The sequence below is a fragment of the Pseudomonas sp. MWU349 genome, from assembly GCF_017947325.1.
Lineage (GTDB): Bacteria > Pseudomonadota > Gammaproteobacteria > Pseudomonadales > Pseudomonadaceae > Aquipseudomonas > Aquipseudomonas protegens.
The window spans coordinates 1,255,503-1,268,505 of the sequence record NZ_JAFEVP010000001.1 but is presented as its reverse complement, the minus strand read 5'-3'; the positions used below and the strand labels follow the sequence as shown (position 1 = coordinate 1,268,505).

10 protein-coding genes are annotated in these 13,003 nt (G+C 61.9%); 8 read left to right on the top strand and 2 right to left on the bottom strand.

Annotated features, from left to right (window positions below):
* Positions 1–45 precede the first annotated feature (45 nt).
* Genes KCG88_RS05550 through KCG88_RS05535 form a run of 4 tightly spaced genes read left to right on the top strand, consistent with a single transcriptional unit; the run spans position 46 to position 3,926 of the window.
* A complete protein-coding gene (locus tag KCG88_RS05550; protein ID WP_210711920.1) occupies positions 46–783 on the top strand; it encodes an SDR family oxidoreductase in 738 nt (245 codons plus the stop codon).
* A 24-nt stretch (positions 784–807) separates the two neighbouring features.
* Positions 808–2,103: an acyl-CoA dehydrogenase family protein gene (locus KCG88_RS05545; protein WP_047336784.1), complete on the top strand. Its 1,296-nt coding sequence runs from the start codon at positions 808–810 to the stop codon at positions 2,101–2,103.
* A complete protein-coding gene (locus KCG88_RS05540; protein WP_047336785.1) occupies positions 2,100–3,155 on the top strand; it encodes a phosphotransferase family protein in 1,056 nt (351 codons plus the stop codon). The genes KCG88_RS05545 and KCG88_RS05540 overlap by 4 nt, the downstream gene beginning before the upstream one ends.
* A gap of 15 nt (positions 3,156–3,170) precedes the next feature.
* Positions 3,171–3,926 carry an SDR family NAD(P)-dependent oxidoreductase gene (locus KCG88_RS05535; RefSeq protein ID WP_047336786.1) on the top strand — a complete coding sequence of 252 codons (756 nt, stop codon included), beginning with the start codon at positions 3,171–3,173 and terminating at the stop codon, positions 3,924–3,926.
* A gap of 91 nt (positions 3,927–4,017) precedes the next feature.
* Here the strand turns inward: KCG88_RS05535 and folE are convergent, their stop codons facing one another.
* Complete coding sequence (folE, locus tag KCG88_RS05530; protein WP_047336787.1) at positions 4,018–4,572, bottom strand: GTP cyclohydrolase I FolE; 555 nt, start codon at positions 4,570–4,572, stop codon at positions 4,018–4,020.
* A 64-nt stretch (positions 4,573–4,636) separates the two neighbouring features.
* Complete coding sequence (locus tag KCG88_RS05525) at positions 4,637–8,200, bottom strand: indolepyruvate ferredoxin oxidoreductase family protein (RefSeq protein WP_210711919.1); 3,564 nt, start codon at positions 8,198–8,200, stop codon at positions 4,637–4,639.
* A gap of 348 nt (positions 8,201–8,548) precedes the next feature.
* Between KCG88_RS05525 and KCG88_RS05520 the strand changes: the two genes are divergently transcribed.
* The 4 genes from KCG88_RS05520 (at position 8,549) to KCG88_RS05505 (ending at position 13,003) form a co-directional block, all read left to right on the top strand.
* Positions 8,549–10,219 (top strand): DUF1302 family protein, encoded by a 1,671-nt coding sequence (locus KCG88_RS05520; RefSeq protein ID WP_210711918.1) that lies wholly within the window; start codon positions 8,549–8,551, stop codon positions 10,217–10,219.
* Between the two features lie 66 nt (positions 10,220–10,285).
* Positions 10,286–11,638 carry a DUF1329 domain-containing protein gene (locus KCG88_RS05515; RefSeq protein WP_210711917.1) on the top strand — a complete coding sequence of 451 codons (1,353 nt, stop codon included), beginning with the start codon at positions 10,286–10,288 and terminating at the stop codon, positions 11,636–11,638.
* 64 nt (positions 11,639–11,702) lie between these two features.
* Complete coding sequence (locus KCG88_RS05510) at positions 11,703–12,521, top strand: SDR family NAD(P)-dependent oxidoreductase (protein WP_210711916.1); 819 nt, start codon at positions 11,703–11,705, stop codon at positions 12,519–12,521.
* A 32-nt stretch (positions 12,522–12,553) separates the two neighbouring features.
* Positions 12,554–13,003, top strand: a complete 450-nt coding sequence (locus KCG88_RS05505; RefSeq protein ID WP_210711915.1) for a nuclear transport factor 2 family protein — start codon at positions 12,554–12,556, stop codon at positions 13,001–13,003.

The window sequence follows — 13,003 nt, the reverse complement described above, 5'->3', positions numbered from 1 at the left end:
TACTCATTGCTCGGCATCCTTTATTGACAAGCACAAGGAATACCCATGTACGAGTTGGATTTCAGCGGCAAAACCGTGCTGGTGATCGGCGGTTCAAGCGGCATCGGCAACGGCATCGCGCAGAGCTTTCGCCTGCGCGGCGCCGAGGTGCATGTCTGGGGCACGCGCGCTTCGGCGGCGGCCTATCACGACTCAGCCGATTCCAACCTTGAGGGGCTGCATTACGCCCAGGTCGATGTCGCCGACCCGGCAATGATCGAGGCCGTCATTGTGCCTTTCACTCATCTGGATGTGCTGGTGCAGGCGCAAGGTACGGTGCTCTACGACCGCCAGGAATTTTTCACTGAGGGGTTCAAGCACGTGCTCGACGTCAACCTCACCAGCCTGATGGTGTGTGCGCAGAAATTTCATCCGCTGCTGCGGCAGGCAAAAGGGGCGATGATCACCGTCAGCTCGGCCGCCGCGTTCCATTCGACCCGCGGCAACCCAGCCTACAACGCTTCGAAAACCGGCGCGTTCGGGTTGACTCGCACCCTGGCGGAAGCCTGGGCCCGTGACGGTATACGGGTCAACGGGATTGCCCCTGGATTGGTGGAAACCAAACTGACACGCGTCACGACCAGCAACCCAAAACGCCTCGAAGGTGCGCTGCGCGCCATTCCGCAAGGGCGCCTGGGCACGCCTCAGGACATGGCCAACGTGGCCGTGTTTCTTGCTTCGCCGTTGGCCAGTTATGTGCTCGGCCAAACCCTGTTGGTCGACGGCGGCATGCTGCTGGCCTGATCGACATCTGCTAGGAGAAACATCATGGCCTGGGACTTTCAGACCGACCCCGAGATTCAAGTGGAACTGGACTGGATCGATCAGTTCGTGCGTGAAGAAGTCGAACCTCTCGACCATGTGTTGGGCAGTCCGTGGAATATCCACGATCCGCTGTTCGAGCAGTTGGTCAAACCGCTGCAAGCCCAGGTCAAGGCGCGCAAGTTGTGGGCCTGCCATTTGGGCCCTGAGCTGGGCGGGGCCGGCTATGGCCAGGTGCGCCTGGCCTTGATCAATGAAATTCTCGGCCGCTCGCTGTTTGGCCCGATTGTGTTCGGCTGCCAGGCACCGGACTCCGGCAACGGGGAGATCCTCGCGCATTACGGCACTTCGGCGCAGAAGCAGCGGTACCTGCAACCGTTGCTCGATGGCGATATCGTGTCCTGTTTCGCCATGACCGAACCGCAGGGCGGCGCCGATCCTGCGGTGTTCACCGCTGAAGCGGTACGCGACGGCGATGACTGGCTGCTGAGCGGTGAAAAATGGTTCGCCTCCAATGCCCGCTACGCCGCGTTCTATATCGTGATGGCGGTCACCGATAAAAGCGTGTCAGTGTACGAGGGCATGTCGATGTTCATCGTCGCCGCCGATGCACCAGGGGTGAGCATTATCCGCAACGTTGGCATCGCCGATGACCCGGCCGCCACCCACGCTTACCTGTCGTTCGACAAGGTGCGAGTGCCAGCAAGTGACATGCTCGGCGCGCCCGGCCAGGCCTTTGTCGTGGCCCAGGTACGGCTGGGTGGCGGCCGCGTGCACCACGCGATGCGTGTGATCGGCCAGGCGCAGAAAGCCCTTGATGCACTATGTGAGCGGTCGCTGTCGCGCAGCACCCAAGGCGGTCGCCTGGCAGACAAACAGATGGTCCAGGAAAAAATTGCCGACTCATGGATCGAGCTCGAACAGTTTCGTTTGCTGGTCATGCGCACGGCATGGCGCATCGATCAGTACCAGGACTACAAACGGGTACGCAAGGACATTGCCGCGGTAAAGGCGGCAATGCCCAAGGTGCTGCATGACATCGCCGCGCGCGCCCTGCATGTGCATGGTTCACTGGGGGTCAGCGAAGAAATGCCGTTTACCGGCTACATCGTCCGTTCCTTCCAGATGGGACTGGCCGACGGGCCAACCGAGGTGCACAAAGTCACTGTCGCCAAACAGCTGTTGCGCGACTATCAGCCCTGCGACCGGTTGTTTCCGGATTATCACCGGCCCACCGCCGCGGCCCGTGCCCGGGAAAAATACGCCGACGCGCTGGCCAGCCTGGGCGTGCACGACGCATGAACGGCTGGCAGGATCTGGTCGATCTCGAGCGCTTGGCGGAGTGGATGGACGAGCAGGGCCTGGAACACAGCCCTATCGAGGCAGCTCAACCCTTGACCGGAGGCACGCAAAATCTGTTGCTGCGCTTCCGGCGCGGCGCGCGCGAGTTCGTGCTGCGCCGACCCTCCAGGGAACTGCGCGAAGTCGGCAGTAAAACCATCGCCCGCGAAGCGCGCCTGCTCAAGGCGCTGGCCGGATCGCCGGTGCCCCATGCCGGTTTGATCGCCGACTGCACTGACCCGTCCGTCCTGGGCGTCAGTTTCTATTTGATGGAGCCGGTATACGGCTTCAATCCCAATAACGCTGCGGGATTGCCACCTCCCCACGCCGATCGGCCGGCGCTGCGCCGGCGCATGGGCCTGGCGATGGTGGATGCCTTGCTGCACCTCGGCGACATCGATTATCAGGTCGCAGGGCTGGCAGATTTTGGTCGTCCGGACGGTTTCCATCAGCGTCAGGTCTCACGCTGGCTGGCGCAGCTGGACTCTGTCAAAGGCTACCCCGGTTGGCCTGGCGCCAGTGGCTTGCCGGGGCTTGCGCGGTTGTCCCGGTGGCTGAGCGAACATTGCCCGCAGCAGTTCCGTGCGGGTATTCAGCATGGCGATTTTCACCTGTCCAACGTAATGTTCCGGCACGACAGCGGGGAGTTGGCCGCCGTGGTGGATTGGGAACTGGCGACCATTGGTGATCCGTTGCTCGACCTGGCCTGGCTGGTGGTCACCTGGCCCGATGCCGACGGTCATGGCGCCGGCACCATCGAAGTGCACCCGTGGGAAGGCTTTTGCAGCAGCGATGAACTGGTCGCCCATTACCGCGCCGGCAGCTCACGCTCGCTGGCCGATTTCACCTGGTACCTGGTGCTGGCCGGCTTCAAGCTCGGCATCTTTCTCGAAGTCAGTTATGCCCGTGCCTGTGCGGGCAAGGCCTCGATGATCACGGGTAAAAAACACCATGCCTCAGCCTTGCGCCTGTTCGCTACGGCATTGCAGCGCATCGATCCAGCAACCGGATAAACAGAGGAACACGCCATGCAACTGGTCGGTAAACGAATCATCGTCACGGGAGGCGCCCGGGGTATCGGCGCCGCAGTGGTCAAGGCCTTTGTGGAGGAGGGCGCGCATGTCGTCAGTCTCGACCTGGCGGATGCACCCTCGATAACGGGCGAGGGCGGTGGTTGGGCGCACACGCGAATCTGCGACATCGCTGACCGCCACTCGGTAGACGCTGCCTTCGCCTGTGCCGACGAGCAGCTCGACGGTCTGGATGTGTTGGTCCACGCGGCAGGCATCGCGCCGAATGCCCGCGCCGATTGCATCACACTGGACGAGTGGGAACAGGTCTTTGCGGTGAACACCCGTGGCACATTCCTGACCAACCGGGCGGCCTACGAACGGCTGAAGAGCAGCGGCGGGCGAATCATCAACTTCGCCTCTGCGGCGGGAGTGATCGGCCAGCCCGGCAAAGCCCATTACGCTGCCAGCAAGGGCGCGGTGCTGGCGTGGACCCGCACCGTTGCGCGCGAGTGGGGCCCGCTGGGTATCACAGTCAACGCCATTGCCCCGGCAATGTGGACGCCGATGTACGAGGCCACCCGCGCGAGCATGAGCGCCGAACAATTGCAGCAGCATGATGGGTTCATGGCCGGGCAGGTGCCGATTGGCGGACGACTGGGCGACCCGGCCCGCGACCTGGCGCCAATGCTGGTATTCCTGGCTGGCGATGGTTCGCGGTTCGTCACCGGGCAGACGCTGATGATTGATGGCGGAATGCTGATGCTCAGTTGAGTCGCAGGGCGGCCTTAGCCGCGAAGCAACCCCCTATGGGAGCGAGCCTGCTCGCGAAGGCGGTCCGACCGTCAACCTGGATGTTCGACGTTCACCCTCGGATCAACCGCAGGAATTCCTGGCGCGTGTTGTACGACTCGCGGAATGCACCGAGCATCACCGATGTGCTCATCACCGAGTTCTGCTTTTCCACGCCGCGCATCATCATGCACATGTGTTTGGCCTCGATCACCACCGCCACGCCGGCGGCATCGGTTACCCGGGCAATCGCGTCGGCAATCTGCCGGGTCAGGTTTTCCTGAATCTGCAAGCGACGGGCGTACATATCGACAATGCGCGCCACCTTCGACAGCCCCAGTACTTTGCCGGTGGGGATGTAGGCGACATGGGCCTTGCCAATGAATGGCAACAGATGATGTTCGCACAGGGAATACAGTTCGATGTCACGGACGATCACCATCTCATCGTTGTCCGACTCGAACAGCGCGCCGTTGACGACCTGTTCAAGGCTTTGCTGATAGCCATGACACAAATACTGCATGGCTTTCGCCGCGCGCTTTGGAGTGTCCAGCAAGCCTTCACGGCGCGGATCTTCACCCACGCCGCGGAGAATCTCCTCGTAGTTTCTGCTCAGTGCTTCATTCATCGGTTGACCTTATTGTTTTAGCCAGCATCCCAGGCCGCATCGCGTGCGGCCCGGGCGTTGGGATTTACAGTTGCGTGACAGCGATTTTTCCGCTGCCCCGGCTGGCATCGTGAAACTGCCCGCCCGAGCCGTTGCGCCATTGCTCCAGCAATTGTGCCTGGCGCTGTTCGGCGTGTACGAGGAAGCGCTCCTTGACCGGGCCATAACCGCGGACGCTGTCCGGCAATTCCACCAGTTGCTGAGCCAGACTCAGCTTGTCGGCGGTCAAACCGGTCAGCACTTCGTCGAGCACCCGTTCGTAGCTGGCCAGCCAGTTGCGTTCAATCTTGCGCTCGTGGGTGCGGCCGAACGGATCGAGCCAGGTGTTGCGCAGGACTTTGAACCGTGCCAGCAGCTTGAAGCCTTGCAGCATCCACGGGCCGAAGCTGCGTTTTTTCGGCTCACGACCGCTGCCGTTATCGTTCAACAAGGGCGGCGCCAGGTGGAAGCGCAGGCGGTAGTCGCCCTCGAAGCTGGCCTGGATTTTTTCGAGGAACTGGCCGTCGGTGAACAGACGTGCCACTTCGTATTCATCCTTGATCGCCAGCACCTTGAAGTAATAGCGGGCAACGCTCTCGGACAATTTTCCGGGACGACCGACCAACGCGGTTTCCGCCTTCATGAACTGCTCGACCCGTCGCCGGTAACCTTGGGCAAACACCTTGTTCTGGTAGGCGGTGAGGAACGCCATGCGCCGCTCCAAGGTTTCTTCCAGATCCTGCGACAACACCCGGTCAGCGTTCTGCACGTTGCCGGCTTCCAGCTTGCGCAAGACGCGTGACAGGTCATTGGCACTGCGCCGGCCCCAGGCAAACGCCGAGAGGTTGAACGGCACCGCCGTGCCATTTAATTCGATGGCCTGCAGCAATGCCGCTTCGCCCACCGGCAACCAGCCTTTCTGGTAGGCATAGCCGAGCATGAAGGTGTTGGTGGCAATCGAATCGCCCATCAACGCCGTGGCAATTCTGCTCGCGTCGACAAAGTCAGCCTGGGCATGGCCGACCGCTTCAGCGATTTGGGCGGACATGCTTTGGGTCTGGAAGGTCGGGTCCGGGTGCTTACGCAAATCACCGCTCTGCGCCTGTTGGGCGAAGGTGCGCACAAAGGCGCTGGTGATACTTTCCTCGCTGTTGACCAGCGCATGGGTCACGCCCTGGCGCAGCTTGGACAGGGTTTCGGTGTTGGCACTGACCACCAGGTCACAGCCCAGCAGCAGGGCCGCTTCACCTTCGGCGATACGCGGTGCGAACAGTTGATGCTGGTGCGCGGCAATGCGGATGTGCGACCACACAGCGCCACCTTTTTGCGCCATGCCGGCCATGTCGAGGTTGAGCGTGCCTTTGCCCTCGATAAACGCCGCCATCCCCAACAAGGCGCCGATGGTCACCACGCCGGTGCCACCGACGCCGGTCACCAGAATGCTATAGGGCTCATCGAGCGCTACGGTCGCAGGTGTGGGCAACTCCCAAACTTCATCCGCTTTCGCCGCCAGTGCTTTCGGTTTGCGCAACGAACCGCCTTCGACCGTGACAAAACTCGGGCAGAAACCGTTGAGGCAGGTGAAGTCCTTGTTGCAGGAAGATTGGTCGATCTGGCGCTTGCGGCCGTACTCGGTGTCTACCGCCACCACCGACATGCAATTGGATTTGCTGCTGCAATCGCCACAGCCTTCGCACACCGCTTCGTTGATTACCACCCGCCGCGCCGGATCGGGGAATGCGCCACGTTTGCGACGGCGACGTTTTTCAGCGGCGCAGGTCTGGTCATAGATGATGGCCGAGACACCCTTGAATTCGCGTAACTGTTCCTGCACATCGTCCATCTTGTCGCGTCGCAGCACCGGCACGCCATCGGCCAGGTCATGGATGTGCTGGTATTTCTCGACATCGTCGCTGACTACCACCACCCGCTGCACGCCTTCGGCAGTGAGCTGGCGGCTGATCTGCGCAACGCTGAGGCTGCCGTCGACGGGTTGGCCGCCGGTCATGGCCACCGCGTCGTTGTAAAGAATCTTGTAAGTGATTTGCACCTTGGCCGCGATGGCCGCCCGAATCGCCAGAATGCCGGAGTGGAAATAAGTCCCGTCGCCGAGGTTGGCGAACACATGCTGGGTGGTGGTAAACGGTGCCTGACCAATCCAGGCCACTCCTTCGCCGCCCATCTGGCTGAAGGTCTGCGTCTGGGGGTAGATCCACGCGGCCATGTAATGGCAGCCGATGCCGGCCAGCGCACGGCTGCCCTGGGGGACTTTTGTCGAGGTGTTGTGCGGGCATCCGGAACAGTAGTGGGGCACGCGCTCCATCAGGTTGGTGAACTGGCCTTTGCTGGCCAGTTGCGCGTCCAGCACGGCCAGGCGCACTTGCAGCGGGCCGTTCTGATGCAAGCGCAAAATGCGTTTGGCCAGCGCACGGGCGATCATCGCCGGGGTCAGGTCGTTGATGGCTGGCAGCAACCAACCGGTGTGCGGCAGGCTCCATTCACCCTTGTCGTCAAACTTGCCGACAATGCGTGGGCGTACGTCTTCGCGCCAGTTGTAGAGTTCTTCCTTCAACTGGTATTCGATCATGTGGCGTTTTTCTTCGACCACCACGATTTCTTCCAGGCCCTCGGCGAACTGGCGCACGCCTTCCGCTTCCAGCGGCCAGACCATGCCAACCTTGTACACCCGCAGGCCAATCTGCCGGGCGAGGGTGTCGTCGATGCCGAGGATTTTCAGCGCCTGGCAAACGTCGAGATAGGATTTGCCGGAGGTGATGATACCGATGCGCGCTTTCGGCGAATCCATCACTACACGGTCGAGACGGTTGGCGCGGGCGTAAGCGAGGGCGGCATACAGCTTGTGTTCGAGCAGGCGCTGTTCCTGAGCCAGCGGTGGATCGGGCCAGCGGATGTTCAGGCCGCCCGGGGGCAGCGGGATGTCGGGAATGATTGGCTGCACGCGATGAATATCAATGTCGACAACGGCGGCGCTTTCCACGGTATCGGCGACCGCCTTGAGGGCGACCCAGCAACCCGAATAGCGCGACATGGCCCAGCCGTGCATGCCGTAGTCGAGGTACTCCTGCACACCCGACGGCGCCAGCACCGGCATCATGACCGCTTTGAAAATGTGCTCGGTCTGGTGTGGCAGCGAGGACGAGCGCGCGCCATGGTCATCGCCGGCAATCGCCAGCACACCGCCGAATTGCGAGGTGCCGGCGGCGTTGGCGTGGCGGAACACATCGCCACAGCGGTCGACGCCCGGGCCCTTGCCGTACCACATGCCGAACACGCCATCGTAGGTCGCGCCTTCGAAGATATTGACCTGTTGCGTGCCCCAGATCGAGGTCGCGGCGAGGTCTTCGTTCATGCCTGGATGGAACACCGTGTGGTGCTCCTTGAGGTAGTCGCGGGCCTTCCACAACGCCTGGTCGAAACCGCCCAGCGGCGAGCCGCGGTAGCCGGAAATAAAGCCGGCGGTATTCAAACCGTTGGCCAGGTCGCGTTGGCGTTGCATCAACGGCAGGCGCACCAGCGCCTGAATCCCGGTGAGCAAAACTTTTCCGCTGTGCTGCACGTACTTGTCTTCCAGGGACGGGGGCGCACTCATGTTCATCCTCCAGGCTTTATTGTCATGGCGACGCCAGGAGCACGGCGTTGCTGGTTATTGGCCGGAGTCTAGGGAGCGGGTCAGCCATCGTAAAATCACAAAAACGACGGGTCGGTATTGGTTATTCAAATACGCTTCGATCGTCTGTCGATCCCTGTCTGCGCTGCTCGCGCATTTGACCAATAGCAAAATGCATTTCAGCAATGCGCCGAATCGTTGTGCGCCAACCACCCCCTCCCGTCTACTTCAAATCACACCGAAGGCCCTGAGAGGTGCGCTCATCGGCGCCGTTCCAGACGGCCCAACGCCTCGGCTGCCAATAACAACAAGAATGTAAGGGGAGTGTTGATGATCGACGCAAAACGAAAGCCGTTAAGCCTGGCTGCCTGGTTCAGCGTGACCGGCTGTGCCTTCATCGTCGGCCAGAGTCAGGCCGTCGAGTTTGATACCGGCAATCCGGACCTGACCGCACGATGGGACAACACCGTGCGCTACAACCTCGGCATACGGGCTGAAGGGCGCGATTCCGCCTTGGCCAATAACGCCAGTTACGACGAGTCCGACGCCAAGTTCGATAAAGGTGATGTGGTCACCAACCGGGTTGACCTGATGAGCGAGATGGAGGTGGCCTACAAGCAGTACAACGGCTTCCGTATCAGCGGCGCGGGCTGGTACGACCAGGCCTATGCAGACACCGATGTTGAAACCAGTCCTGGCAATGTCTATTACCCCGGCGCGTTTCCCGGTAGCAGCACGCCGAGCTACACCAATGGCAAATACTCCAGTTTCACCAAGCGTTACCACCGCGGGCCCAGCGGCGAATTACTGGACGCCTTCGCGTTTACGCGCTTCGACCTCGGTGACGTTCCAGTCAGCGTGCGGGCCGGTCGGCATACGGTGTATTGGGGCAACGGTCTGCTGATTGCCGGGCACGCGGTGTCTTACTCGCAAGCGCCGCTGGATGGGCGCAAGGCGGTGAGCAATCCGGGAACCGAGACCCGTGAAATCTTCCTGCCGTTGACACAGATTTCCACCCAGGCGCAGGTCACCGACAAGTTATCGCTGGCAGCGCAATACTTCTTCGAATGGGACACCACACGCGCACCTGAAGGCGGCACCTATCTGGCCTCAGCCGACGTCGCGCTGGAAGGGCCGGATCGCCTGCCGTTGTTCAGCGGTGTCTCGCGGCCGTTGATCGACCCGGTCAAACCCAAGGACCGGGGCAATTGGGGCGTGATGGGCACCTACAGCTTTGACTTCCTGCACTCGGAGGTCAGCGCGTTCTATCGCGAGTTCGATGATTACAACCCGTGGGGCCTGCAAGTGGCGCCGACCTTTGCCCGTTATGTGTACGCCGAGAACGTCAAGCTCTACGGCCTGGGCTATTCCGCCGGCCCGGTGCTGGGCGGCGGCTCCCTCGGCGTCGACCTGTCGTATCGGCAGAACACCTCGCTGGTCTCCAGCAACATCAGCACCAGCGACAACCAGGGCGCCCGCGGTGACACCTGGCACATGGTGGTCAACGGTCTGTGGCTGTTGCCGCGTACTGATTATTTCGACACCGGCAGCCTGATCACCGAAATGGCCTTCAGTCATGTCGAACGAGTGACCAAGCATGAGGAGCTGTACAAGGGCGAGGGCTACAGCGGCTGCCCGGCCGGGCAGGACAAACACTACGGCTGCGCCACAAAAAACTACGTCGGCCTCGCCGTCAGCTTTGCACCGCAATGGCTGGGCGTGTTCCCCGGCTGGAACATTTCCGCGCCCATGAGCGTGGATTACGGCGTCAGCGGCAACGCTGCAACGGGCGGCGGCAGCGAAGGCAAATACACCTGGAAGGCCGGGATCAAGGGCACCTACGACGAGCGCTATGACGTGACCCTGTCCTACATCGGCTACGGCAGCGAGCGCAAATACGCGGATGTCGCAGGTGTCGGCAAAACCGTCGTCGGCGGTACCGGTGACGTCGGCCTGACCGACCGCAACTGGGTCTCCCTGACCCTCAGCACCGCGTTCTGAACACCCCCCTGAATTGCACTGCAGTGAGCGCCGGACTCGGCACTCATCCTCTGATTGGAGAACGTCATGACAGTTAATTCATACGCGATGGGCCTGCTGGCCCTCGCTATGGCGGGATCGGCTGCGGCCGATGAAAGCTTCACCACGGCCGACCTCGGCGGCAAACTCACGGCGTTTGGCGCGATCGTGGCGGGCAACGCGGCGGGCACCATCCCGCCGTACGACGGTGGCTTGAAAGTCCCGGCCGGTCTGGTCCCCGGCGACGGCTATTGGCCCAATCCGTTTGCCGATGAAAAACCACGCTTGCGCATTACCGCGGCCAACGCCGACCAGTACGCTGACCAACTGGCGGCCGGACAACTGCAACTGCTCAAGCAGAACCCCGACACCTATTACCTCGAGGTCTACCCGACCCACCGGACGGCGACTTTTCCGGCGAATTTTCTCGCTGCCACGCAGCGCAACGCCAGCCGCAAGGACTGCAAAACCGAGAACGACGGCCTGTCGATCAGCGAAGGCTGCCGTGGCGGCCTGCCATTTGCGCTGCCACGCGATGGTAGGGAAGTGATGTGGAACTACATCCTCAACTATCAGGGCGTGAATGGTTGGGACTGGAATCACAGTGCCTATGTGGTCAACGAAGGTCACGCGACGCTGACCAACACCAACCGGTCCACCGGCGAAAAACCCTTCTATCAACTGGATGTACCCGGGCGTGATCCGAAAATTGCCCAGCGGATCTGGTCGCGCATCGTCGCGCCGGCCCGTACGGCGGGGCAGGCCTCCGGCTATTGGGATTACCTCGATCCGGTCGCCGACTCGCGCTACGCCTGGAGCTACAGCACCGGCCAACGGCGCGTGCGCAAGGCTCCGGAATTCAACTACGACACCCCCAACTCGGCGTTCGGCGGGGTGGCGTTCTACGACGAAATCTTCCTGTTCTCCGGGAAGATGGATCGCTTCGACTGGAAGCTGGTGGGCAAGAAGGAAATGTTCATCCCCTACAGCAACTACACGCTGAAATGGGGTTGCGACATGGACAAGAAACTCATGCCCAAACACATCAACCCCGCCTGTGAGCGCTGGGAGCTGCACCGCGTGTGGGTGGTCGAAGCGACTCGCAAGGACGGCGTTCGTCATGCGCAGAAAAAACGCCGTTACTACATCGACGAAGACACCTTCGGCGCCGCGGTGTACGACGCCTGGGACGACAGCGGCGCGCTGTTCCGCACCGGCTCGCAATACAACATCGAGGCCTACGGCATTCCGAACAATCCGCAGCAGGACTCCTACTCGCTGTACGACTTCACGCGTGACCAGTACGGCATGTTTGGCAACGGCCCGACGCGTTACCGCCAGGAACCGGTCGCCGAGCGCGAAGCCAACCCGCAGACCATCGCCGGTGGCCAGACCCGCTGACCTCACGCTCCTTTTCGGCGCTCGCCAGGGGCGCCGATTTTTTTATCTGTCCCGAGACCCCTTTATGAGCGAAATCCTGAAACGTTTAGACGGCAAAGTCTGTGTGATCACCGGCGCGGGCAGCGGCATCGGCCGTGCCTCGGCCCTGCGGTTTGCCGCTGAGGGCGCCAGGGTGGTGGTCACCGATCTGTTCGGCGAATCGGCGCAGGCCGTGGCGGCTGAAATTGGCGGTAACGCGCTGGCCTTGCAAGTGGACGTCGGCGATGAAGACGCCTTGCGCCTGATGATCGAGCAGACCCTCCAGGTCTTCGGCCGTATCGACGTGCTGTTCAACAATGCGGTGTACCGAAACCCGGCCACCACCCGCGATATCGACTTCATCCACTTCAACACCGAGCTGTTCCACAACTGCATGCGGGTCAACGTGCTCGGCGGTGTGCTGGCATGCAAATACGCCTTGCCGCACATGCTCGCCCAAGGCAGCGGCTCGATCCTGTTCACCTCGTCCACCAGCTCGATTGCCGGCGAGATCTCCCAGTTCAGCTATGGCGCCTCCAAGGCCGCGCTCAACTGGTATGTGCAAAGCATCGCCGCCACGTTTGGCAAGCGCGGCATTCGTTGCAACGGCATCTTGCCGGGCGTGATCCGCACGCCGGCCATGGAAAGCTGGGCCAACGAAGCCATGAAGGCGGCCTTTCTCGACCTGCAAAACGTACCGCAACTGGGTGAGCCGCAAGACATCGCCGCCATGGCGGCCTTCCTCGCCAGCGACGATGCCGCCTACGTCAACGGCACGCTGATGCGTGTGGACGGCGGCATGAGTTGCGGCACGCCGATGGTGCCGGTGGTGCGCAATTTCCTGTTGCCCAACGCATCGGCCTGATCCCGATTCCTTCACTGCACTGGAGCCTCTTTATGGCACTCGAACAGGAACGCTTCATCCTCGACATGCTCGCCGCCTGGGGCGATGGCAGCGACGGCAGCCGCCCGGATATCGAACGCATCATGGCGACTTTCGCCGAAGACGCCGTCTGGCAATTGTGGGTGCCGGGTGGGCCGGTGATCCGCGGACGCGACGCGCTACGCCGCGAGATCGAGCGGCAGATGAGTTATGTCACGCACAACCTGTGCACCACGCGGCACATCGTTTCCTCCGACCGCGTGGTGATGACCGAACGTGACGATTACTGCGTCAGCAACGGCGTGCCCATGCCGCACTCGATGGTGGCGGTGTATGAGCTGGACGACGACGGGCTCATCTGTGCCTGGCGCGAGTACCTGGACACCGCCGACCTGGCGAAGAAAAAGGGCGTGCCGCTGGAGCAGGTCGGCGGGCCCAACGCTGGTGTGACCAGCGCCCATTGA